Here is a 24323-nt window from a genome sequence, read left to right on the forward strand (position 1 = left end):
AGTCGCTAGAATCAGGGTTGGTTTGGTCTTCTTGTCTGTCTTTTTCTCTACCATTTTTACACCCTGTTCTTGTAATTTTTAGGCTTTCGGAAATTTTAGACTCCGCTGTTTGAGTTATTTTCAGAGTTTCACTAATCGAAACCCTTAGCTAGCGAAAACGGCTTCTACATCAAAACCTTGGTCTGCTAACAGGTTCCTTGATTTTTAGTCCGCTTCCCGGCTAGCAGGTGGTTTACTTTCAACTATTTTTCCTTCGCTCCCCTTCCCCGTTTTCTCAACGTCGGAATCCTTGCCATCTTCATCATTCTGCTCAGGTTGCGGATTTGTCGTCCGGGGACCCGTCGCGCTGCCTTCCGGGTTCTCTGGAGAGGTTGTCCCTTCGGGAGCACTGGGGGGAACAGTTTCATTTGTGACCGGCGGTTGGTCCGAGGGGGTTGACGGCGTTGTCTCACTACCTCGTAACAAGAAGGATCCAACGCAAGCAAAAACAACGACCAGAAAAACCGCCAAGGCTACGAATAGCCATTGGAGACCGAAATGACTACTCGTGTTACTGGGCGTCGAACTCAAGGCCCGAGCATTCCGCTCATCTACGCCGCGATCACTTCGTTGACCGTTACCCGGCTGACGTGAGCCCTCCCGGACTTCATCAGGTAGTTGGTTCTTTCGAGAAGTCGCTCTCGCGTTATTCCTTACCGGACGGCGGTAACGCTCCAGATCTCCAGGAAAAACTCCATATCTATTTTCGACCCAATCAATTGTCGGATCCTGTCTATTCGTGTTCTGCGGAGGGGGTTCTTGCTCTTTCATTCGAATCTCTTAAATTGGCTTATGGTGAATTCTTCAGAAGGTGATACTATGGAAGTACACAATTAACCTATGAATATAGGTAAATCCATGAGAATGCGATTATTAGACTAAAAATGACGACACTTGCCGCAAAAACTAGTGCTGAGCCGCGTCTTAAACGACGTTGTTCCCTTTCAAATGCCGCAGCTTTATCCCATGCATCTGCATCTTCAACCGACATACTTATTTTTTGATTACCGCCAGGTGAAGGAATCACCACGACCACCCATCGTTTCTGTTTGCCGAACCGCCCGTTTTATTGACAGCTGAAGTACCGCCATGAAAATTATTTACGTTGCCTCTTTCCGTTTTTCTCGGGCCGGCATTTCCCGAGCTATGCCCGAACTTTCCGCCAGAAGAGCGAGCGTATTTTAGAAATTGACTTTCCCTGTCTAGCCAACCCTGATTACGCCTATTTGGAGAATGAGATTCATATCCAAAATTATTATCCATACCAGTTCACATCTCCCTTGCCTTGGAATAGGCCAACTTCGGCTAATAGTTCCCGAATCGGATCAAGACACCGGAAGGGGGCAATCCCAGTTCTTGCAATTGCTTCGCCTTCCGGAGAACTCCCAAGTGCAGACGCTACAAAGTACATGTGTCTATACGGCTCACTCCCAATCATGGGGTTCCGAAGTTGGTTGACTAGCTCTCGAGCACCCAAGCAATGCAAGAGACTCTCCACTTCATAGTGCAATAGCTCGCATTCAGTGAGGGAGAATTTACCCTCCACGCTGGCACCTTCACGCCTAAAGGATGCGCCGAGATTTGACATCACTTTCTGCCAATTCACTGATTGCCCCCCAGCAGCGTGCTTGCCAACTTGTTCAACATCTGCAAGTTGCTGGAGAGTGTCGAATTTGGAGAGCGTCATCGCGATTGTTGGGTACCGCTCTTCACCCAACACTTCCAGGACATTGCGCAACACGACGGTGGGGTCATCTTCTCCAACCTCATTATTAATGACTGTGCCCTCCAATAAGTGGCGAATACGAGGTACAGCCATTGGATCGAAAAGGAAGATTATTCGGTCGGCAGCTCGAAAGAAGTTAAGACTTTCGCGCCGATCTGAGAAGTTCTCCTCCTTAAGGTCCTCGCCTGCGACATCACGAAAAACAATAAATATTCTTTGGTTAAAGGAATCCCCATTATCTGGTCGAACGCGCTCGTGGACGCCTAAATCAAAAATTAGTGGCCGCTTTTGATAAGCATTCTCGGTTTCGGCGGGCGGGGTAGCTCCCAACAGGCCCATTTCTTCGAAAAGAGGCTGCTCATACTTCTCGCTGTATGTTTCCTTCGTGTAGTCATCCGCCGGGCGAAAGGTACCCCCATGAGCAACTACCAATTGCTGGAGCAATTTCACTACAACGGCAATGTATAAACTCTTACCCGACGAACGAGCCCCCGCCATGGCAAACGTTAAAGTCCCTGAACCCGCCCAGTCCGGGGGGAGCGAGACCCGACCTTCTGGGGTACTAACTTCGCCACTGGTATCACTCGGGTTTATCGGTACGAACGTGTACGGGTTTTTCGCTGGAATCGGTCCTTGATAAGGAAACATTCTGTTTACCTTTGCTTGGATATGGTCCGGTAGATCTTTTCTGCACATTCGTCAAAAGCTCGACTATCGCCCTCCATAAGTTTTCTCCTAAGTTCAGGATCAAACACACTGATATCTTCCGAAGACATTCTCATCGGAGTACGTGAGCACAGAACATGGGTTGGGCCGACACGACCGATGACACCCGCGGGCAGGTCATCGCTGACAACAATCAGAACCGCCTCATCATCAAGAGACGTAATGTCTAGTGTCCAGCCAACCTCTGCGATTTGGGAATACTTCATTTGCTCCCATAGCTCATAGACGGAGTCACCCCGTCCTGGTTTTACCCAACTCGTCATGCTCGACGAAGTTCCCACATCTACATCTATGTGAGATGATTGAAGGACACCATCAATCACGCTTGAAATTCTCTTGAGTAATTCCGGATCGATACTTTTACGTGTCGAAGCAGAAACATCTAAAACAACATAGGCTTTCGTCGGTTGAGGAGACTCACTAGCGGCAGCGGGCTTCGTTTCGGAAAAGTCTTCTTGTATTGAGTGAAGAGCCCCTGCAACTGACTCTCTAATTACGTCAGAGTCCTCACCGAGCTCTGCGCCACCAGGAGTGTCCGAATTAGCAGCTGTGAGTGTGTATTCACCATTACTTCTAGTTATGGATACAGGGGTAAATCTCTTTCTTCCCGAGAGCACATAAGGCGGAAGAGAGACCGAGACTACTTCCCCTGTCTTCGCATCAACCAACTGATCCAAGGTTATGAAGACCCTGGTGCCCGATTCAAAGGCTGACCCGTCCAACTTTGACAAAGTAACGGATGTCGATTCTTCTATTCCTTGAACGACAACTTTAGTGCGGCCACGCCGTAGACGCCCACCGGGCACATCGACGAATACTTCTGTACTGTTATTAAGCTCGACGCGGAGAACAAACCGAAGGGAAGGTCCAGCTACCGTATAGCTTTCAGCTGGTCGTAGTTCAATTTCTTCCATATCCGTTTCCTTGACTAGGTCGAACCGGGTTGTACCGCTCACGAGAACGTAGAGTGCCTTCGAACGCGGAGACTATCTCTCGGCCAATAAGTGTTCTCAACACCGGGTTTTGTTCCCTGCTGCTAATCAAGGCCCTAGCTGCATGACCGATAAGCTCGCTGTTCCGGGTAGCGACAGAAAAAACCCTCGCCCACAAGTCTTCCCCCAGTCGCTTACCTACCTCAGCTGGTAAGCCGTCGAGAGCAGTGAAAGCTAGTCGCTCCAGAAGCGAAATCGCATTTTCTGCGTTCCCCGGAGTCAAGGAGATTACCGGCGATATAGGGTCGAAGAACCTTAATCCCAAATAGGTAAGAACAATGTTTTCACAAACCAGTTGCGGCTGACGAAGTCGACCAGGTCGGTTCCTCTCGCTAATAACTTCACTTATTACCGGTGAGTATTCGTTGGGATTGCGCAACCAGTTTAGAATTTCTTGCATAGTCCAGTCTGCACCGAAAAGACTTCGTATAACCTGATTTGACCGGGATTCACTCAGTACGCGATGTTGAAATGCAATAAGATGCCGCTCGGTATCGGTCCCGGCCACGTCGTGTGACGAGGTGGCCGGGTTCTGTGACAACTCAACTTGATGCCGTGTTTCAGGGTTAATTTCGGATACGAACTGCACGGTATCCACTTCCTCACCCCGAAGGATGGAAGCGTCTAACGCACGAGTGATCAGCTGGTGTACCTCTTCGTGTGACATCGGCTGTCGGTGTAGCAGGTCAAAAACATTGCGCCGCAAGAGCTCCTTCATTGCATCGGGTAATCGCGTAACAACCGAATCCAGTCCGTACCCTCGGGGACCACGCTCTGTCGGCTGGTGAGAAATCAATCTATTAATTTCGTTGATAACGAGAGCCTGAGCATCTTCCTTTAATTCCCAGTCAAGCTGTGAAGCGTTAATTAATGCGTAGACAGCTAATCCCATGGATAAGGGCTGGTTATCGTAACCACCAAAGTCTTCAACAGCTTCGTATACCGAAACCCCTGCGTCCACAGATGTGATAAGGGCCTGTGTTAAACGTGACCACAACGTCTGGGGTTTATATCCATCGTCTCCTCCGTCGAGGTGGATAACTTCTAAGCGCGAATCTTTCAGCTCCCCCTCATCCTCATCCGGAATTACAACAAAGGATGGGCCACCTGACAACCATGAGTCGACCTTCACGGTCGAAGCCCGCTCGAAGGTGCTAAACCTCAAACTCGTGCGGGCAACCACCGATGGCATCGTCGTGCACATCGCTACCAAAAACCGAGCGGCCATGTTGTCATCAGGCGCTAAGATTACTGGTAGGCGGGATGGTGTGGAGGACGAAACTTGCGACATCAAGGCATCCTGAAGGCGATAAACCACTTCCGATCGATCAGAGCCCAGTAGCTCGAAAACAGTGGTCCAGGCTGCACGTGTATCGCTGAAGGGCCCTAGCTCAATGTCATCACTATCACCCGGAAGAGACGTTTGGTTGACTTCGACTGCTCGGAATGGAGTCAAGAAAGTAGGGGAACGAAACGCACGAATTGGGTACCCAGTCTGAGTCGGCAATTTTGGGTTCCGGTCAATGACAGCGTGAGTGAAAATATTATTCGGCCTTCCAGTAGCGTCCTTGCCAGCTGGAACAGCTTGAGTGTAGACCCCACATCTTTCTCCCCCGATATTTAATGGTTTGTACTCTAATCTCCGTGGGAGTTGTTCAATCGCCTTTGTACCGATGAACTCGTCGACAGGATTTGTTGCCTTAATGACTGTTGGTGCGGCCTGTTGGATAGCCTCCAACTCTAGAGGCGAGCAGCCAACATTATCGCCAATTCCCCAGCCGCCCCCTCCACTACGTCGATTAGCAAACGAAGCGTAAGTAGCATGGACAAATCGGCGAGTCTTGTCCGAAGAATTCAGTCGCGCAGATGGCGAATTTTGATTGTCTACCTTATCTTCAGCTCGCATGGCACCGGTCTCTTTTGTGCTCATTGATCCATACCCTCATCAGAAGAGTTAATAAACATTTGTTCCCAGTAGTCGATACGCAATGTCCGTGGGTCGGGATCGCGTAGCGCGACAGGTGATCCAGAGAATCCACTGGGCTCACGCCAGAAAAGTCGCAAAAAGCCGTGCCCAGATTCATAAGCCTTCGGTTCAATCACCCAAACTCTTGAAGAATCCACTCCCTGGTCTTGCGGCATCTTTGCATTCGGCACATATTCACCATGCTCGTTTCCATCTGCCAATTTTAGTTTGACTTCTCTGCCGTCTCCGGGTTCGAGGGGTAGTCGGTCGGATCGATATCTTAATGTGAACGTCCGAGACTCAAAGTCGGGAGAAGATTTTTCTATAGCGATTCCTAACTGCTCATTTTGATTAGCAAGAATCTTATATGAGTACGCGGTGATACCCACGTAATGAAGGACAACGGGCCGCCCCCAAATTCGTTTCCCCTCGTAAACCCTAGACGCAACTAGCACGACATCAATGGAGCAGCCAAGCTGCGTTCTCATTCCGCCAGAATTTTTATAGTCCTCTTCATCAACAAACAATGACGCCTGGTTGGTGAATGATTTCGGGTCAAACTTGTCGGCTTCTCCAGGTTTCACGATAAACGCGGCAACTTCATGAGCTTTTTCCGGCCATCCGAAAGTGATTAACTGGCTGGTGACATGCTCGTGGATAGACGCATATGTCGGCACCCCTACCCTCACCCTAGATTGCGTGCGCCCTACACGCGCTTTATCCCCTACAACGCTAACCGGTGTTATAAACAGGTCATACCAGTCGTCAGGCCACTCTATTCGACAAGAATTTTCGTCGGAGTTAAGGTCGTTTTCCCAGTCTTTTTCAGAAAGACCAAACCCCTCCAACTGTTTCACTTCTACATCGCGATCTTCAATTCCATCCGCATGTGGGGTCTTCGATCTATATATCCTGACTTGTCCCGAACTTGGAGCTTTCCAACTAGCTTCAAAAACGTTTTCTTCACCTGCTGCTTCATGAACAATTACGTCGATATTCGAGAGCTCCGCTCCGACGTCGACGGTATACACTTTCGACCAGGAAGAATGAAGCTTGCGGCCGTTAACCTCTGCAATCCGTCTGGCCATTACTTGATAGGCGAGGCCCCTCGCTTCGGGTTTCCACCGAAAACCCTGAAGGTTCGGCTGCCCCTCGCAAATCCTATTACGCCGACGTTTTAAGTTTCTTTCATCGGCCATAGCAAGTTGTATTTGGACACTGTCGGTCCTCTTCACGAGCTCCCATTGCCCACGAATTGAAGAGCCATCGAAAGTTAAGTCAATCGAATCTATGGGTTGGACGTAAACGGCATGTCCGACCAAATACGGCTGACTATGCAAGGCGGATGCTTCGGTGTCGCCCACATTCATCCAAATTTGGTACACCCTGATCGCTGTCGTCATTGGGTCCGAGTCAACCCAGGAATCCTTACCAGTAACGGTGCGTAATTCACCTTCAGCTGGGTCTAGATCAATTTCTTCTTCTTCACTAACAACCCGATATAGCGTCACCGCCCCGTGAGGAACTCCGTCGGTCTCCGGTAGTGGCCATTGGAGGTGGATTTGACCATTATCTAGCTGAGTTAGCCTTAGGCCCCCGCCTGGAATCTCCCGCACTTCCTCAAAAAGGTCAAGTTCATCAAACTCTTCTTCTCCATAGTCCGTAGTAGCGGCGACAGATTCAACATCACGGGATGTAAGAGACACCGTGACACCTTCTTCAGCCGTCGCCATATGTCGCCCACCATTGCGTGAACCATCCACTGGCAACTGATGAGACTCTTCAGTTCCAGATGTCTCCTTTGAGACAGTAGATTCTGAGTAATCCACGCCTCTATCAGTAATTTCCCGGGATGGTGCGTCGTTTTCTTGGGTCGGTAAAAACCGCTCATCCGGCTCCAAGTATCCGCTGTAAAGGCTATGTTTTGAACTGTCAAGGCTCTCTTTTAAAGAGCTCCAGATACCTAAGCTAGTGGCCTTAACAACGTTATCCAGCGGCAGTTTCCACGCTTGGAGCGTTTTGTTAGTCCAGGAAACTTTAGACTCTGGATCCTCGATTGATAAATATTCATTAATATCTTCGTCGGACGGCACAGTAAGGTAGGGGCTCGTATTGCGAACTCTATCTTTCCATTCTTCTATCGCCCTACGAACTTCTTCGTAACGATCTTGATTTGCGGTATTATAATCCATTATGACTCACTTCCCAATTTTTTATGAGTGAAAGAATCACAAGTATATTTCGTCTGGTCCAGCCTTTTACACGACTGGTTGAATACTCTTTGCCCTGATCAAAAACTTTGTTACTTGTTTAAACACCCATGAAGGTAATCACATCCGAGGGAGCTTTAACTAGAAAAGATCTTCGCCAGGCATATCGTGGTTGTGTTGGAAAGCTCCACCCTTTACGTCATCAACCCGCGGCAACGGTTCCTCATCTGTTTCTTCATTAAGGAGTTTGTTAAACCGATCAGAAATCACATTGACGGAGCTGGGGGACCCTTTTTGTACTTGCAGTGCTACGTCACTTTGCCGGGCGGGTGGGCCCACCTGGATAAGCAACTCACTCTGACCAATGGCGTCACTCGCACCACGAGCTTGGTAATACTGAGAACTTTGTTCATCAACCGTGTTCACACGCCGATTCCTGCCGTTCGACGAAATGAACTCACCATTAAAGCGCCCATACCCTTTGAGCTCTCTAAGGTCGCTTGTTTCATAAGCTTCCAAGAGCACCCAACCATTGCGCTGTTGAGAACGCGAACCCCTGGTCTCTTTTGCCCACCGAATATTGTTTTCCACGGCTGACACAGTGTGATCCCACATCTGTGAAGACCGATCTCTACCCTGGAAGTTTGCGCTAGACGCCCATTCAGCTGCGCGGGTCAAAGCATTCGATGTACCCATGCCCGTCGAAGCGAACAACGTTTCTTCTTTGAAGGAGCGACCTTCGGCCTCTTGAAGGGAACTCTGGATATCATGTAACCCTTCAAGAATGCGGTCTCCTAACCACCCTTCTCCATAAAGCTGCGAACGTAATAGACGATTGCTAGCCTTGAGATCATCCGCGGTCGGCTCTACCTCCGAAAAACGAACGCATGAGGGCATCTCGTTAGTGGGAATTCTGGTCTCGATTGTATTGCTGAGAACTGTACCGAAGGGCCTTTCCATCAGCCCGCCAAGCAGACGCGATATAGAGATAAACTGCCCATACGCAACGTCAAAAACCTTAATCAGCCGCTGAGTTTCGCGTAGGTTATATTCTAGCGCTTGATTTTTTCCCACGATACTTAAACGCTGATTGACAAAACGTATTTGTATAATCGTTTCAAAAACGTTCTGCAGAGCGAGGAACACCAGCCAGCTAAGCAACCATAAAGCGAAAAATAGGACTTTGGCTGATGCCGAAAGATTACTGAAGTTCTGTACCCACTGCGGTGTTTCGGAATCGCTATAGAACAGTTTACAAAAGAAAAACGCGGCCACGAAGATGACAAGAGATAGTGACGTCACCCATCCCAACCACCGCCAGATGGTCACTGAATTAGATTGTTCTTTACTATCCGACGTTTCTTGGAAATCACCTATTTTCTGTTGCAACTGAGCTTCAGTTTCCGACAGCTTTTGACGCCGCCGTAGAAGGCCTTCCCCAAACTTCGTAGCAAAACTTGCAGATCCGCTACGCTTCCACGACTCAAAATCATCAATAATCCCGCCGATATCACTATATCGCTGGTCTCCTGCGGAAATCAGTCGCCGCTCAAAAGCCCTTATACCCCTAACGTCGTAAGGTGCAATAGGCTCGGGCCCCTGAAGCCCAGCTAATTCTGCCGGCAAATGCCCATCAAAATCCATGGAGGGACCGGGAATAACGTCACGGATATCATGAGCCACATGAATACGGTCTGTCGTTCCGTCATTAACACTAGACGGATACTCCTTATTAGGCTGACCTAATTTGATATTTCGCGGTTCAGCATCAACCAGAGACATAGCGGTGTTTGCATATGCGTCCCATAAAGGCTTTAACTGTTGCGCTATCCGCCAATCATTTTCTGATTGAGAAGTTGAGGTATTTCTTTGCTTCTGCGCCCCCGCTTCCGGAACTGGCGGCTTTCCACCAACGTTAATGCGGGAATTCCTGCCGTAGACTTTCTCCTGAAGTTGATCGCCTACCATGGTGTTTGCCCCGGCACTCATTGACCGGAAGAAACGAGTTGGGGTTGTACAGAAATTCTTGGCCCATCTCGTCAAGAAGATTGATAGGCCCTGTTTTGTTGACACTGATTGGATGGGTTCCACGCGAGAGTTCTGATACCGGGGCTGCAAAAACGATCGGTCAGCGTCTTTCAAAAGTTCGTCCGCCGCTTGGTCAGAAAATCGGGAGACGTCGTCCGTGTATTCAGCAGACTGCTCAAAGCCGACGCGGTTGATTCGCGGCAGTGGATTCGGACTCGTAGTAAATAATGAATCCTTCAACTTCAACTGAACGGCCTGGCCGTCCGTGTGACGATAAAAGATCCTCGCGAGCCGGAATTGCCCATCGGATGATTGATCAATTTCTTGAATTGGCGTTGCGTCCACATCGGCCCAAAGGCCATACAAACCTGCAAGGGCGGCGCCTGCTAAGAGGGCCAAACGATTGTCAGAGTCGGATGAACGAACGGGGACTGACGCTGTATATGGACCACTAGAGTCCTCGGGAGCCAGCATAATATTGATGAAACCGTCGTTAGTAGGCAGCGAACCTTCAACGGTTGTTCCCACGCTGGGAATCAACACGTTAGAATAGACGTCCCTCATGCTATCCCCTGTGTCGTTCAGGGCATCAAGTATCCGATTCAAGGGGGTTCCATTAACCGAACCTTCCCCAATAACGTTAACCGTACAAAGGATTCTTCGACTAGTCCCCGTGCGACTAAGTACTTCCGCGAACGGTTGCTCACTTTCGTGAGCCCCGCCGTCGCCAGTGCTTTCTACAAAGCACACAGGGGACGAGGAGTCCTCAAACACTGATGCATCCGCCCATATAAATCGGCTGATAAGCCCCAATGAACCGAAGTCCACGAGGGCCTGCCGGATAGCTTCTGCTACAGCTCCATTACCCAGAAAAATAACTGTTGTGGGATCGGTGTTTGTTGAAGAAGAAGTCATTAGAAAAGGTCCTCTCCCGGCATCGAGGAATCAGCAGCTTTAGTCGGTGTAGGCACATCTAAGCCTTGGCTAAAGCTACTTTCAAATGCGCTAGCCCCGGCGTTGTAGGTCTTATTTATTAGTTTCACAATGTCTTGACAAACCTTCATCACATCTTCAGCGATATCCGCAAAAACTGGTAAGTCGGAGGCAACTTGCCGCGAAGTAATGTCTGCTAATTCCCGATTCGATGTGTCAGCAAGAATGCCCTTCTTAAGCTGCTTACTAGAAACGTATTGCTTTGCGGCGTTCGCCCAGGCATTAACGAATTCCAGCGCCTTGTCTCGACGTTCCTCAGGCGTCGCATCTGGACCACCGAACTTGCGTTGGTAACGTTTATTGTGCGCTTCCCCACTAAACAACCAGTGGTTGAGGTGGCGTTCACCCATCGAAGTGCGGTCAGCTGTGCTCGGCCTAGCACTATTATCGTAAATTCCCCGAAGCGCCTGGTAGAAGCGAATCCTATCCCGTCCAGCCTCATCCCCGACTACACTCCATGCCAGGCTCACCGATTCCAGCACACTCGGAAGCCAGTCAAGTTTCGAACGCATTCGGGAAGGCGGAGTCAAAAGGGGCTGTTCAAGAGCGACCCACTTAGATTCATCCCATACGGCAATGGGAGCGTCATCCTCGACATCGAGAGTGCCAGGAAACTCCAGTGAACCGATGATCCACCCGATGTACCATCCTGCAATAAGCGCGTGTCGTTCCTTGTCGCTCATAGGCAGAGCGGCTGGCAAGGGCCGGGCCCGCCTATCACGCCAAAACCCTGCCCCTTCACGGCCGCTTTCTTCCCATTGTCTACGGATGGGGCCCATCAATGAATCGAAGACGATGGGTGCGTAGTTGTTATACGACCCAAAGATGTCGACTGCCCGCTCTTCCCCTTCGACCGTGAGCTTACCTCCCAACGGATCTTGAGGATCATTTGGGACGAAGTGAGGAAACCCGCCCACTACCTGTTCCAAGTTTTTGGCAACCTCGTCACCGTCTAATGGAATCGCAGAGAAATTAAATTTATAGGAAACTGAAGCCCCATACAGTTGCTCTACCAACTCGGCATTAACCTGAGCTAAGGGCTTGGCGTGATCCATTGCCGACTGGAACTTCGCAACAAAATTCGTCCTACGCTGATTTCTCTCACGGTCACTAATTCCCGGGTCAAGAATGTAATCTCTTATCGTTGTACTAATAAAGTTTTGAAACGAATACCCATTACGGCCAATATACTGTCGCGATCTGGAAAGGATTTCTTCTGGACGAATATTAACCGAAAATCGTGCCTTTTGAACGTCTCTTACGCTATTTGCTGTGGGGTTAGTCGTCAAACTTTCCGGGACCCATACTTGATCGAGGACAAGCAAATTACGTGGCGGTTCAGCTGCGCTAGATTTAGCTTCCCACTCACCTTTAATAACGCATTGCGCTGCCATCCTAAGTGCAGATTCATAATCTAAATGTTCAGAATCTATAGCACTGTCGATTGAATTTTTGACATCAGCTTCATACTGACTTGGGAAACTCTGAACCTCAGTCAAGAACTCTTCGTTTGCAGCGTTGTCGAACCGATCTGGAACGATCGCGCTTTCTTCTGGCCACAACTTGGGAATGTCTGTTTTCAACTGCGCTACCCCCAAGTCAGGATCGCGATTCAGCATCCAAGCTTCTTCAAGGTCAGCCTGCGCCCTACGCATAGCCTCTTGCAAAGGAGACAAAAACTCCCGTGCAAAATCTTTCAACACATCTGCGAGACCGCGAGCAAAGATTCCTACTACAACCATAGCAATCTGACTACGAACGCCGGATGTAATTGTTTGAACATAGGCTGAAGTATCGGAAATTTTTCCTTTCTGACCATACAGGCTTCTCTGCAGCTCTGGTGGCAACGTAATGCGGGTCGATCCTAGCTTCAGATAGCAATCCCCAAGGTTACTAAGCGTCGCATTTTCCAACTCGTGGCGAATTTTTTCTGTTACAGCAAAGCCGTAGGGGACTCCGTATTTAGCTATCTCACCGGCGATAACACTTATAATTCCTTCTTGGATCCCATGACGATCTGCCCAGCGATAAATGACATCATAAGAGTAACGAACATCTCCCTTTCTCGCTATATTGTCGAAATTACGTAAGGAAGCTTCAACACTACTAGCCCACTCGGCTCCCCTTTGATTATTTGCGACCGGAATTTGTGCGGCTAGTTCATTAACTTGCCGATTTACCCAAAGCTGAATTCCTTGACGGAAATGGGAATAGATCCACTTCGCTGGATCAATTCCCGGCTGGGGTATGAAAGCATCCAGTTTAGTCCGGATGTTTTTCCAATTGTTGCTTAATTTTTCATCAAGTTGAACGTCACTGGAAGCATCGACAGAGGGATCAATGTGTCCGTGCAAAATCTTATCCGCTGCAACTCTCGCCAACCGTTGCGCAGCATATTCGCCATAACGGTCACGCCCCATCGTAAGTTGGGCGTATCCATACGAACCCCACGCGATATCATTCTGATCAGCACCCCAGCCATACCCAAGTGTTTTTTTCGGTTCCAGGCCCCCTCTATTACCAAGGGTGTACGCTACGTAGTCATTGAGTGCTCTGCCATCCATGATCAGAGCCGCTAGCCCCCGACCCAATGCTCGATAAACAGTTGCCGTACTTCCGTCCCCAAGCAGAGCTCCATCGGCGCCGGATCGTGCACCCACCGGGAATACACGTCCTACAGGAATAGCTGTCGATTCGGACGCGCTGACACCTAAAGTTTTAAAAATTCGACTATCAGGAGCTGTCGCAGCACCCATTTGAGCAGCAGCAAGCTCCGCGAACATAGCAAGAGCATTAGGGTTGGCACCAGAAATCTCATCTTTGGAAATTTCGCCAAAGGCGTCAGGCGTCACCATAAAGAGTGAACTCGACCCAACTTCGAAACCTCGGATTCCCGTCAGGAGACGGCAAACATCAATTGCCATCGATGCGCCAGAGCCGCCTGCCATGGAAGACACCACAAAAACCAAGGGCGTATCCTTGGTGGCGCTCGACTGAACTTGCGAGGATCCACTCATCATTTGAGTCAACCAAGTTAATTCTTGGATAGTCTCCGCTTTGTTCAGGGTATCCCAAGCCTTAGAAATTTGAGTTTGAATCTCGTTTAGCTTACTCAACGTAAGCATCCGGCCGATCGCTCTGTACTGTCCTGCCCCCTTCGAGATGGGAGTTGTTACTTTATTCGGCTCCCGCAAAGCCCAGGACGAAATGGTCCCCAACTCTTTACCGCGCGCAAGTTTTGCAGAGACTGCTTCATCGACAGTGTGATACCGATTCGATGAGCCACAGGAAATATAACGGCCCCCTGCTTCTTCCACATTCGGTAGCTTCGCAATTTTTTCCGGCGTACTGGGAGAATCGATGAGAACAAACTGCCAAGCCTTGGGCAGTTCCCACGACTTACCAGATCCGTAGTACTCTGGCATTTTCTCTGCCAACATGGTTTTTAGCTGATCCATCATATAGGCCAATGTCTTGGCACCTGATCCGCCGCACCCAATGACCAGAATCTTCTTCATCAGTACCCAATCCTCGAAACTTTGTTTGACGTCGTAAATTAGAGTTCGGTCTTATTCGTTCTACTGTTGGCGAGGGTCGTAGCCCCTATAACCGGGAAAAGTGGTATCGCCCGGAAAATCCTGATCATCAAAGGGATTCTCACCAAAAGCATCGTCGTCGAAGGACTGCTCAGCTGGTGCCTGTTGACTACCATCAGAGAATTCAAATCCTTCCTCGGCGGATACCGGTTGTCCCCACTCGAACTCTTCTATGTGGTCAGTGTCTGAACCAACTGTTTTTGTTCCGCCAAGTGACTCATTACCGCCGAAATCGGACGGCACGACCGATGTCTGCCCCTGAATTACCTTCACCTGTTCAACTAAGGCAGGGTAAACGTCGTCAATCTTTTCTGTGATGTCACGCGCGATCCGATCAGCGGTTCCCGGATCGAGAGGAACCCGTGGAAGCACCACTAGGTCAATCGCCCCCGGAAGATCTCCTCGTTCTAAGTACCACGAATCTGGTAGCGCTAGCGGTAGTAGCGCTCGCTTGTCTTTACTTTGTCCCAGTTCAGGTGCCAACGAGGGCGCCGACCCAACCACAACTCGCGCGGGAGTTAAGGGGTTAAGGCCGAAGGACTTCACATTTCCTGAAACGCCGCCGGCCACAAATGAGCGTCCGTGAATTTCAGCCTGGTTTTGGGCCACTTTTTGATAATCGAGAACCAGAGACTCATTTCCGTCAAAGGTGTACACTCCATTGTCGTTTCTCACTTGAAAACGCTGGATGCCAAAACCGGCGGTGTTAGGGATTCTCGAGACAAGGTAACGGACGAGGTACATCACCAGAAGAGGTACAGCTAACCCGACGGCTATAGCCAGGAGGACAGCTATCGTGAACTTAGTCTTGTTGACCGGTAACGCGGTGTTGCCACGAGCAGCTATTGGCACCATCGACTCTTCTGTGCCATCTCGACTAGACACATTCAAACGGACCTCACCAGAAACGGCACCTTCCGCGGTTGAACTAGGAGTAAAAGTAATTGGGATGGTGGCATTCTCGCCATCCTTGAGCTCAACAGCATTCGAGGAACTGTCATACTTCGAAGACACCGCTAGTGACTCCATACCATCCGGTAGAGTCGCCGACTGAAGCTTACTGTCCGGCTGGACCCACACCTTCCCCGGGCCACTAACCGGAACGTCGACTGTCACAGACTTACCGGCACCTTTGAAAGAAATCTCGCCCGGCAGCGTGGGAAGAACGTCGGGGGTCACAGACATCGGCGAGGTATCCACGATGGGTTTTAATTCGGTACCCGGTTGCCCGTGTTCACCGGCAGTGGTAATCGTCGTGGACGCTCGGATTTCGCCTGACTGAGGGTCTTGCCCGAGTGCCCCTAAGTCGATGTTTGACTTCCCTGACGACATGTCAATATCACGACCCAAGGAAATTGGATCCCCGGAACGAGGAACAAAGTCAACACTCGTGATGGCTTTCCCCTTCATCGGACGAGTTTTCCCTGCTGCATCGACTAAGTTCATCTGCAACGAGTCAGTACTATGCAGACTCAGCTGGCCAGTATCTGTTTGGGCACTATCCTCCCCGGATGCATTGCCCTGACCTCCATGCGATGAGTCTCGGCGGAAAACCACCTTGAGGCCCGGGGACATTTCAACTGAATTAAAAACATTGCTTCGCTTCGAACTGTCAGTTAGGCCTTCAAATTGGAGGGACCACTTCCCCGACCAACCATCGTCCGATTGCTTCGAAAACATGCCGCTGACTTGTCGAACGGGGTTGGCTGTGCTTCTCCACGACACGTCAGCGTTACCGATCGACTTTTTGCCGTCAGAATCCAATCTCAGCTCTTTTCCAGCAGGAGAACGAAGATCAAGTACAGCGTTCGGTCCCAGATCATCATGCGCCACAACGCTAAAACGAACCGAGTCGATGGAATCGTCTAGCCAAAAATCAAAACTCCTATCCGCGGGAAGATCGTTCGTTACATCGCCACCGGTTGATAAAGCCTTGCTAAAAGCTGCAAATAAGTCCCCGACATTGCGAGCAGAGAAAAAGGCGCCATTAGGTGGCTGGACGCCACACGCTTGACCAGAACCTTCGGACATGGCTTTCAATAGGTCGAAGCTTGACTCATTCGCATCCTTCCCTGAAAGACCTATGGCGACATTGGAAATACCAGCACTGCGGAGCTTGTCAACAACCCCGTCCTGCTGACAAAGGGCGTCCTCAGTTTGCGCCTCATCACCTTCTGGAGCCAACGCGCCATCAGTAAAAGTCACGATCATCCGGCAGGAATTCCCGGAATCATGCTTAAGAAGGTCCTCTGATGCCCCTTCCAACGCATTTTTATAATTGGTATACGACTCTCCGGTTCGATCCGAGAATTTCCCGATCTCACTTTTGACCTGATCTACAGAACTATTATCGAGTTTTTTCCAATCAGAATAATCGTTCGGCGCTGTATCACCAGATTTGTATTTTTCTCCAAACCCAGAAACTCGGACTTGAGTCGAAAAGCCCATGGCAGCTTGCTTATCCAGTAATTGGTCGACAAAGCTTTGCGCAGCTGGCACACGCGTATGCTCGGGATCTGATCCCGGTTTATTCGGGTCTAGTTTTCCGTCTGTTGAACCGTGGACAAGACTACCTGTTTCATCTATAAGGAGAACGACATCAAGGTTTTGCTTCCGGGAAATGCATGCACCCAGGTTTGCCAGCCCATTACCATTGGCATCTGCCGACTCTGAAGAGGAATTGTCTGTTTGCGCCTCCGCCGTGCTACACCCGAGGAGGCCCGCACTCACGACCATCGCAAATACCGAGAAAATAGCGCACCAAGCTTTAAAACTGGATATCCGATTATAATTATAGCGACTCAAAACACTTGCCAACATTAGCCTTCTCCGATTTTATTTTGAACTATTCTGAAAAGGTTTATATTTTTCCGAACCAAAGTCCTATCTGAACCGCAGACATGATCACCGCTGTAATTATAAGCAAAATAGTTAACCAGTAGAGATACGTTTTCCAGGCTTTATAGATATATACGCCTTCTGTTTTTCTTTTTGTATTTTTTATCAAGTAAAGAGAAAGTAAACTTATGCTCATTAGACCGGATAGTATCCAGCTAATTCCAACAACGGGAAGATAAGCTCCTTCGGTTACATACAAAGGTCGAAATATAACCCAAAGACAGATCACTAAAGATACGATCGACAATATTAAGCTCGGGAGCAGGTACGGAACTGGAGCCTCTACAACCGATACTCCACCAGCCAATCCTGAATTGGTTGATGTCGTTACCCCTGACGGGAAACCGCCTTTTTCTAAAATTGCGTCATCGTCGAAATCGGCGCCAACGTCGCCCTTGTTTCCGAATTCTTCAAAATCTGAAAAGGCATCGTCCGTTGGACCGAAGGCGCTCGTCGGGTCGTCGAACTGTGAGAACGGCTCGTGATATTTCGTTTCGTCCGCAAAATCATCGAAAGACTTTTCCTGGCGATAGCCACTGTTCCCAAATTGTCCCACGTCATCCTCCTTGCGCATCTTGGTACGACCCTCGCATCTGCAGCTTGTCGAAAGCTAAGCACTGGTATGTGATGGCGGCTATAAACCCACCGATTAATCCAGCGACTCCGCTCTTGCTTAAGTTGCGTGTTCAAGGGACTCCATAGGTTTGTGCACACACACGTCACAATGTTCCCGATATTCTTCAGATCCCCTTGCTCGAATGGCTGCCCCCTGCAGCTGAGCAGTGAGATTTTTGAAAATCTCCCACAAAATGGGAACATTCCGCAGCTTTCAGCCACCTACAAAGCAGTAGGCCACCACATTGGCCAGTTACGTTGAGCTACCCGCCTAGAAGGCCGGAGCCCTCTACAGATAAAACGATCTACAAGGTGTAATTAATGAAAAAGACTTCCTATCGTGACCAATTTCAGGCCACCTCCCGACCCCTATGGTTATCGCTTGACTCATTCTTTAACGAATCTCCCCCCGATGATCTTGGGGCTTTTTTACCTCCCCATAACTCACCCCACGACATACCCGCACATGACCCACTCCTGTCGGAAGTGGTGAGTACTGAATGTCCAGATGGCCTGATCGACGAAGTGTTGTGGAATCTCATCGGCGACACGACAGAGTCCCCCTATTTTACGCCTTAAACAACACCTCTCAGCCCCTTCAACGAGCCAACTCGGGTCACACACTCGTCACTGTCTCCATAAGCTTCCCTCTTTTCCCTTCCTATTTCTTTTTCGGAGTATTTACTCACTATGGCTTCCCACACCGACAACCCCTATCTTCCATACCTAGCGATGGAGTTTCGTCGCATAGCTCGAATGAACAAGCAACAGTTGTGGTCAATCGTCAGCGCCTTCACTCCCAACGAAGTGGAGCTGCGGCCGCCGTACCGTGATACAGGGAATGACGAAAGCTGGTCAGTTACCATTCTCGCCCTTGGACTTTCACAAGCCTGGCAAAACACCCAAACAATCACGGAAGAGCACAGTAGGCCGGGGCGGCAAACCGTTGGGAAAGTAACGAAAATAATTTACAGCGAGGTGTTTAAAACCGCACGTCAAAGCTTAGGCGCTTTAGATCGAGCGGAAGAAGAATCGGAACCTCAAGACCGAGAGGCACCCTCTAGTTCTCACGACGCCGCGAGCGTCCAGCGAGAACCGGAAACTCCGCACGAGACCGGTTTTCCCAGTAAGACTATTAAACGGATCGAATCACTGGCACTTTACGTGATGGCTTGCTACTCACCACTGAGCTTGGCAGAATCCTGCGAAGTCCTCGGAACAAATCCAGAGGAGGGCACTCGGATGCTCGATGCCCTAATCAACGCGTTGCAGGAGCAATAGTTCATTTGGGTCCTATACTCTCAAGATATGAGCGATAGTTTGGATACGGACGGCCGCCGATCTAGAGATGGGCTCCCACCGTCATCAAACGATCGATCGTCGTTAGGTCAACCAGCTCCGAGGAGCCGACAGAGCGGCTACCAAGACGAGGGTCCAAAAATACCGGAAGCCTTCGTGACTGCGGAAAAAGCACTTACTCAATATCTAAAGTACATCGACGAAACCGACCCCGATCGAGCTGCAGCAATACAAGCGACCCTCAACGAAAAACGACTCACAGAGAGTATCGTAGTTACGGGTCGACCACGAGCAGGAAAAACGAGCCTCATCTATGCGGTTACGGCGAACAACATCGACACCGCTAGCCCCTCAACCGCTCACCTGCACAACCGAATACAAGCCCGTTTGAACAACCGCGGCCCCCTCTTAACCTTCCATGATCTACCTCCGCTAAGAACTTTTCTGGTATCCCACCGACATGGCTCGGCTAATATCCTCACCGAGGCGGGAACGATTATTTATGTGATTGATGCCCGACGGATTATTACCCCGCGAGAACTCGAAGAACTTGGAACACTACTAGCAACGTCACCATCAGTCACCGTCGTTATTAATCAAATGGACGTCAATCTCCGTGGAGCCAAGGCCGTCGCTGATGAGAGTACGAAACTTATTAAGGGCTATTATGGGAAAATATAAATATTTTTTATACTGAAACACCTCCCCTCAAGCTTCACTCTCCTGCAACGTCCCAGTCAGACGTAATCGACCTGCGCAATCATCTATCACTCACGGTAGACGATAGTGTTTTTCAGTCTACTTCGACGCCTTTTACTAACACTCACTCATCCAATTTAAGATCTAGCGGGGCCTTACTTCGGGCCCTTCAGCAAGCCCACGTAACAATCCAAGAAGATAAAATTGCAAACCGCCTAAAATTAAATAAATCACTTGTAGAATCTCCGGGCGGACCCATTAATGAGACCGGACTTAGTAAAAAATTAAAAGATATTGACGAGGAAATTAAGAGAATCAAGAACACGCCGACCTCTGGTCGGATACGTCTATCAGGAAAAATCGCCTCTGCACGTAGCGTCGCGTCTGCTGATTTGGATAAACACATTTCCGATATCCGCCAAACATGGACTCGTTACTTCGAAAATAACAGAAAGGACGCAATCCTTTCTCACGCCGATGATATTGTCGATGCTCTCAACGACGATCTTTCTCACGCGGCCCGCGACGTCATTATGAGATACATGCAAACTCTCCGAAAATCTTATATGAGCCTCACGCTAGGTGAAGGAGATTGGGGGAAGGTGATCGAAGATGTGCAAACCTCACGAGAAGACAACGCAGAGTACGCAGAACACGGAGCGAATACCGACTCAAAATCTCGGACCCCTGACGAAATCGGAGTCAAAGAGCTGATAGACCCTAGCCTACTAACGGTCTCCCTTTCCGGCGGTGTTGGACTGACATACGCTGCGTCGCTACTACCCGGAGTCGGCGGAGTTATCGCAGCTACCGGCGGTATCCCAATCGTGGCAGCTGCCGGAGTTTGGCTCACGTTCAATCTCTTCTTTCGTGCAGCCCGCCAAGGAAAGCGAAGTCTTACCACATGGCTTCGAGACTCTTTGAACGAAGCTCGACGCTCCATCGGTTACAACCTTGAACAGCTTTCCTTCGAGATAGGTCCCACAGTTCAGGACCATTTCCAAAGAGATATATCTTACATAACCGACAAGAGGGTCCACCACCTGCGTTCGATAGCCTCAGAACTGAAAAATTCTTCGACCAAGGCGTCAAAACTCCGCAGACTTGCCCAAAATGAACAGTCTTTTCTAGAAAAGGTTGATTCATCCTTCGTCGAGGCATTAAATATAGTTCAACCTGAAAGATGCACTAGGGATAAAGACTAAATTAAGTGGTGAGCCGACAGGACTATCTAAGGGTAAAACGAAGAACCATAAGGAACCCCTAATGAAAAGCGGTACACAACCCCTCTCCTCAAAAAGGATAGCTACCGAGATCTTCCTCGGCGCTTTGAGGTCCAACCCGGAACTCGCGTTTTTACTCACTCCCCTAATAGAGCGTGCCGGGAGCCCGTTGACATTACTCGTTGCAGGTCCTCCTGGAGTAGGAAAATCAACACTAGTCAACTCTCTTATATGGGCGGAAACTAGATCTACTGCGCCCGATAGCCTCGCATCTACTTCCCTGATCGGCGGGACAACTGAAGCTACCTTCTACCGTGCCGGGAGCGCTCAAGGACTCGGTCTCATCGATACTCCGGGAAGCTTTATTTATCTTTCAGAGGATGAACGCAAAAATCTTCTTTACGGACTGCCCACTCCAGACGCCTTGATCTACGTGACAACAAATGACATTGGTGACGATGATCTCGATGCGCTGGATGCCCTTGGCTTCAACCCAGCTGCGACTGTTGTCACGACCAATCGAAGCGATGAATTCGATGGAGGCTACGCAAGTCCTGAAGACGCTATTGCCGTCGCCAACACTAAAGCGAATGACATCCGGTCACAATCCGCGCAGTGTTTTGACGTAATAGCAACTTACGCGTTAGCCGCCGAAGCAAAACAAAAAATCGCCAAAGAACAAATCACTAGACCGGATCTCAATACACTTGCTGGGCGGTACGCAAAAACCAAAGCCCCTAGCACGGAACCGGACATCATCTCGATGTGGCTCGATGCGGTATCCGGAATCCCCCGGCTTCAAACCCTCATCCATCAAAAGCTTCCGTTTATCGCAGACCTTGTGTTGACGAGTGAAAGCCTTGATAATATTAAAGCTTCTGCGTTCTTAGCCACATCTCCCCAACTTCTGCTAGATTCGCTTGTACCACCTGATCAACTGTCAGGGCTTTGCATCGCACTCGTTGGACACCTTGATAAACTGCGAAAGAACAGCTTGTCTAGCGAAGCTCCTCCCCTCATCCGTGCACTTCGCCAAGTACCGTTCAGTGAGACTAGCAAGCTTGGCAACGCACAGCGAAACCAATTTCAGAATTACTTACGCGACATCAATAGACGGTTGCGCGGTTTCGAGCCGCCCGAGGTTGAAGGCGCTTTGAGCACACTCAGTGGGCTTTACCGATACCTTATTCATCAATGTGACGTATCAAAATAAGCCCAGGGGTTACTACAGTACGAGGAGCTTTCTTTGCACACACCACATTTGTTCCAACAACGTCGTGTTATCGTCCTTCACCCGGTGGGTGACAAGCTCCATATACTTGTCAACCCTGTCAACAATACCCAAAAAAGCGGCGAACTCTCCCATCGATCAATGGGCCCGAACAGCTTTCTCTCGACCGAGCTTCACTCCGTGCGCTGGCCATCGATATCAAACCCGCTGACGAACATGGGACGTAAAGAGCTTTGGGTAAACGACACAGCTGTCACGCCAGAGGAGGTGGCAAGTGACGCTCTTCATCCTATTAAAGAGCTTCTCTCTGTCACCAACAAAGACGTCATCTGTATGATTCATCCCACCGATTGGGACCGCGAAACCATCTCGACGCTCGATACATCACTACGTAATGCAGGTATCACTTCCACCCGCATCGTACATGTGTCGCGGGCGACATGCTTGCTCTATGCACCTGGCAATGACTTGGGTAGTCAAACAACGATTAGTGATCGTAGTTACGCTGGACCAACATTAATATACACTCACAAAAATTATGCTGAAGTAACTTTTACTGAAGAAAAAATCCCAGATACGACCAGCGAAAAACTAAATGATGCACATCCGTTAGGAACTCGAAAAAACAATAATTCTTCACTTTTTCTACCTACCTCCACAATTTCAGGCCCATTCTCTAGTTTTACCGATCTTAAGAAAGAGTTACCGAAAGCAACACTTGTTATCACAGGCGGAGACCCTTCAGCAAAAGAGGAATTCTTAACGGTATCACATCTTAATTCCTCTCCCACTCCCTCGCAGCGCAACGACAACTTAGAGAACTCCCAGACAAACACAGTAACTAGCACAAAATATTTACGCCATGTCGATGACAATCAGATGTTGGAGGGAGCCCTACGCTACCTGTATGCACGTAAATTAGTGGATAAACCATCTAAGCAGCTGCCCGTAATTGGCAGGTCTTCGAATTTTAAGCGCTTAGCCGCGGGATTACTCTCGATACTCGCCACTTTCGGCGGAGTAATGACGCTAATGTCGTTTAAAAAGGCAACTGGGCCAGACCGAGCGGAAAGAATATCGACGGAAAATCCTTACTCAATCTTTCAAAATTCCACTCAAAAACTCGATTGTCGCATGATATACCAGCAACTGCCGCTTGATATTGCAGCTCGATCACATGTCGCAACGTCATTCGAAAATATCCAGCAAGCTAACGAAAACACCAAGGACAGAAACTGCTCATTTTTCCACGTTGACGATGGTTTTAATGACCATTACGGGGGACGTCCTTTGCTTGTTACTGGAGGAGATCATAGTGTTGTTTCTTCCATTAAAAACGGGAAGCTTACCGAAGACAAGGACTACGGTGATTTTTACGGCTGGCACCAGCGAAAAATCTCTATGCCTGATGCTGATGCTCCGGCAATCTTCTCCGAACACGGCGATAACTCACATGGGTATTTGCGCTTTGTTACTGCTATGAACGCTCAAAATACCGATGTCTTGGGGATACATCGTACGGCGATTCGTGGGTTCGCAAGGCTAGGCGGCCATGCCAAAGTTTCGCAGGGAGGTGTTGGACCCGTGTTACACGACGGGGCTTTTAATTTGGATACTTTCCTTCAGCGAACCGGACTTGCCTGGTCCGCAGAAAATAATTTATGGCCACTGATTCCCGACAACGAGGAGCTTTCTTACCCTCATTTAAGTGGTAAACCGGGCAAGACCTACGAGTTTATTTCCTTTGATCTCGTTGCGAAACCCGAGGAAGCCCTTACCCTCATAACAACCGGGGCACCAGTAACACGTGGAGGGAATCAAGTCGATACCCCCGGGCTGGCAGGATGGACAGAGTCGTGGGATTCAAGTCGAGTAACACCTCGCGATGGCCGAAACATCCCTCCCCATAGCACTTTCAATTTAAGTTATTGCATTTCGAGTAAACAATGTTTAACGATCTCGAAGCTAACCCCCTCAGAGACATCAGGCTCTGACCGAAATCTGGACCAGATTAGGCAAAGTATGATTCCGATAGCCGTTGCTTTTCAAAAGACGTTCGATTCGCAAAAGTCAGAGCCCTGA

General features: G+C 49.3%; 15 protein-coding genes. 5 read left to right on the forward strand and 10 right to left on the reverse strand.

Going from position 1 to position 24323, the window contains the following annotated elements; all coding sequences use genetic code 11:
* Positions 1-204: 204 nt before the first annotated feature.
* From KCQ76_RS09125 to KCQ76_RS09170, 10 genes are all read right to left on the reverse strand, one after another.
* Entirely contained in the window at positions 205-810 is a 606-nt protein-coding gene (locus tag KCQ76_RS09125) for a hypothetical protein (RefSeq protein WP_221914853.1), read from the reverse strand.
* Positions 811-877: 67 nt separating this feature from the next.
* Positions 878-1069, reverse strand: a complete 192-nt coding sequence (locus tag KCQ76_RS09130) for a hypothetical protein (protein WP_146003206.1) — start codon at positions 1067-1069, stop codon at positions 878-880.
* Between the two features lie 225 nt (positions 1070-1294).
* A complete protein-coding gene (locus tag KCQ76_RS09135) occupies positions 1295-2263 on the reverse strand; it encodes a TRAFAC clade GTPase domain-containing protein (RefSeq protein ID WP_152646986.1) in 969 nt (322 codons plus the stop codon).
* A 155-nt stretch (positions 2264-2418) separates the two neighbouring features.
* On the reverse strand, positions 2419-3405 hold the full coding sequence (locus KCQ76_RS09140; RefSeq protein WP_046202034.1) for a hypothetical protein: 987 nt from the start codon (positions 3403-3405) through the stop codon (positions 2419-2421).
* The gene (locus tag KCQ76_RS09145; protein WP_060941976.1) at positions 3392-5413 is read right to left on the reverse strand and encodes a GAP1-N2 domain-containing protein; all 2022 of its coding nucleotides are present in this window, start codon (positions 5411-5413) and stop codon (positions 3392-3394) included. The genes KCQ76_RS09140 and KCQ76_RS09145 overlap by 14 nt, the downstream gene beginning before the upstream one ends.
* Complete coding sequence (locus KCQ76_RS09150; protein ID WP_052723041.1) at positions 5410-7641, reverse strand: SaeA-related protein; 2232 nt, start codon at positions 7639-7641, stop codon at positions 5410-5412. Before KCQ76_RS09150 ends, KCQ76_RS09145 begins: the two co-directional genes overlap by 4 nt.
* A gap of 159 nt (positions 7642-7800) precedes the next feature.
* Positions 7801-10602: a CvpA family protein gene (locus KCQ76_RS09155; RefSeq protein ID WP_046202032.1), complete on the reverse strand. Its 2802-nt coding sequence runs from the start codon at positions 10600-10602 to the stop codon at positions 7801-7803.
* Positions 10602-14198 carry a tubulin-like doman-containing protein gene (locus tag KCQ76_RS09160; protein ID WP_046202031.1) on the reverse strand — a complete coding sequence of 1199 codons (3597 nt, stop codon included), beginning with the start codon at positions 14196-14198 and terminating at the stop codon, positions 10602-10604. The genes KCQ76_RS09155 and KCQ76_RS09160 overlap by 1 nt, the downstream gene beginning before the upstream one ends.
* A gap of 60 nt (positions 14199-14258) precedes the next feature.
* Positions 14259-17012, reverse strand: a complete 2754-nt coding sequence (locus tag KCQ76_RS09165; protein ID WP_052722400.1) for a vWA domain-containing protein — start codon at positions 17010-17012, stop codon at positions 14259-14261.
* A gap of 124 nt (positions 17013-17136) precedes the next feature.
* Positions 17137-17730 carry a hypothetical protein gene (locus KCQ76_RS09170; protein WP_046202030.1) on the reverse strand — a complete coding sequence of 198 codons (594 nt, stop codon included), beginning with the start codon at positions 17728-17730 and terminating at the stop codon, positions 17137-17139.
* 815 nt (positions 17731-18545) lie between these two features.
* Here KCQ76_RS09170 and KCQ76_RS09175 point away from each other — a divergent pair.
* The 5 genes from KCQ76_RS09175 (at position 18546) to KCQ76_RS09195 (ending at position 24323) form a co-directional block, all read left to right on the forward strand.
* Positions 18546-19070 carry a hypothetical protein gene (locus tag KCQ76_RS09175; RefSeq protein WP_060941975.1) on the forward strand — a complete coding sequence of 175 codons (525 nt, stop codon included), beginning with the start codon at positions 18546-18548 and terminating at the stop codon, positions 19068-19070.
* A 27-nt stretch (positions 19071-19097) separates the two neighbouring features.
* Positions 19098-19769, forward strand: coding sequence for a GTPase domain-containing protein (locus KCQ76_RS09180; protein ID WP_146003209.1), 672 nt, complete (start codon positions 19098-19100; stop codon positions 19767-19769).
* Positions 19770-20179: 410 nt separating this feature from the next.
* Positions 20180-20992 (forward strand): hypothetical protein, encoded by an 813-nt coding sequence (locus KCQ76_RS09185; RefSeq protein WP_046202026.1) that lies wholly within the window; start codon positions 20180-20182, stop codon positions 20990-20992.
* A 61-nt stretch (positions 20993-21053) separates the two neighbouring features.
* Positions 21054-22223, forward strand: a complete 1170-nt coding sequence (locus KCQ76_RS09190; protein ID WP_082089956.1) for a GTPase domain-containing protein — start codon at positions 21054-21056, stop codon at positions 22221-22223.
* A gap of 33 nt (positions 22224-22256) precedes the next feature.
* On the forward strand, positions 22257-24323 hold the full coding sequence (locus tag KCQ76_RS09195) for a hypothetical protein (RefSeq protein WP_221914854.1): 2067 nt from the start codon (positions 22257-22259) through the stop codon (positions 24321-24323).

It is taken from the genome of Corynebacterium parakroppenstedtii (assembly GCF_019754935.1).
GTDB classification, from domain to species: domain Bacteria; phylum Actinomycetota; class Actinomycetes; order Mycobacteriales; family Mycobacteriaceae; genus Corynebacterium; species Corynebacterium parakroppenstedtii.

Excerpts from the sequence above, each read along its gene's own strand:
- KCQ76_RS09145 (WP_060941976.1), bottom strand. The coding sequence starts at position 5,413 with ATGAGCACAAAAGAGACCGGTGCCATGCGAGCTGAAGATAAGGTAGAC.
- KCQ76_RS09125 (WP_221914853.1), bottom strand. The coding sequence starts at position 810 with ATGAAAGAGCAAGAACCCCCTCCGCAGAACACGAATAGACAGGATCCG.
- KCQ76_RS09165 (WP_052722400.1), bottom strand. The coding sequence starts at position 17,012 with ATGGTCGTGAGTGCGGGCCTCCTCGGGTGTAGCACGGCGGAGGCGCAA.
- KCQ76_RS09175 (WP_060941975.1), top strand. The coding sequence starts at position 18,546 with ATGAACAAGCAACAGTTGTGGTCAATCGTCAGCGCCTTCACTCCCAAC.
- KCQ76_RS09140 (WP_046202034.1), bottom strand. The coding sequence starts at position 3,405 with ATGGAAGAAATTGAACTACGACCAGCTGAAAGCTATACGGTAGCTGGA.
- KCQ76_RS09160 (WP_046202031.1), bottom strand. The coding sequence starts at position 14,198 with ATGAAGAAGATTCTGGTCATTGGGTGCGGCGGATCAGGTGCCAAGACA.
- KCQ76_RS09155 (WP_046202032.1), bottom strand. The coding sequence starts at position 10,602 with ATGACTTCTTCTTCAACAAACACCGATCCCACAACAGTTATTTTTCTG.
- KCQ76_RS09180 (WP_146003209.1), top strand. The coding sequence starts at position 19,098 with ATGAGCGATAGTTTGGATACGGACGGCCGCCGATCTAGAGATGGGCTC.
- KCQ76_RS09190 (WP_082089956.1), top strand. The coding sequence starts at position 21,054 with ATGAAAAGCGGTACACAACCCCTCTCCTCAAAAAGGATAGCTACCGAG.
- KCQ76_RS09135 (WP_152646986.1), bottom strand. The coding sequence starts at position 2,263 with ATGGCGGGGGCTCGTTCGTCGGGTAAGAGTTTATACATTGCCGTTGTA.
- KCQ76_RS09150 (WP_052723041.1), bottom strand. The coding sequence starts at position 7,641 with ATGGATTATAATACCGCAAATCAAGATCGTTACGAAGAAGTTCGTAGG.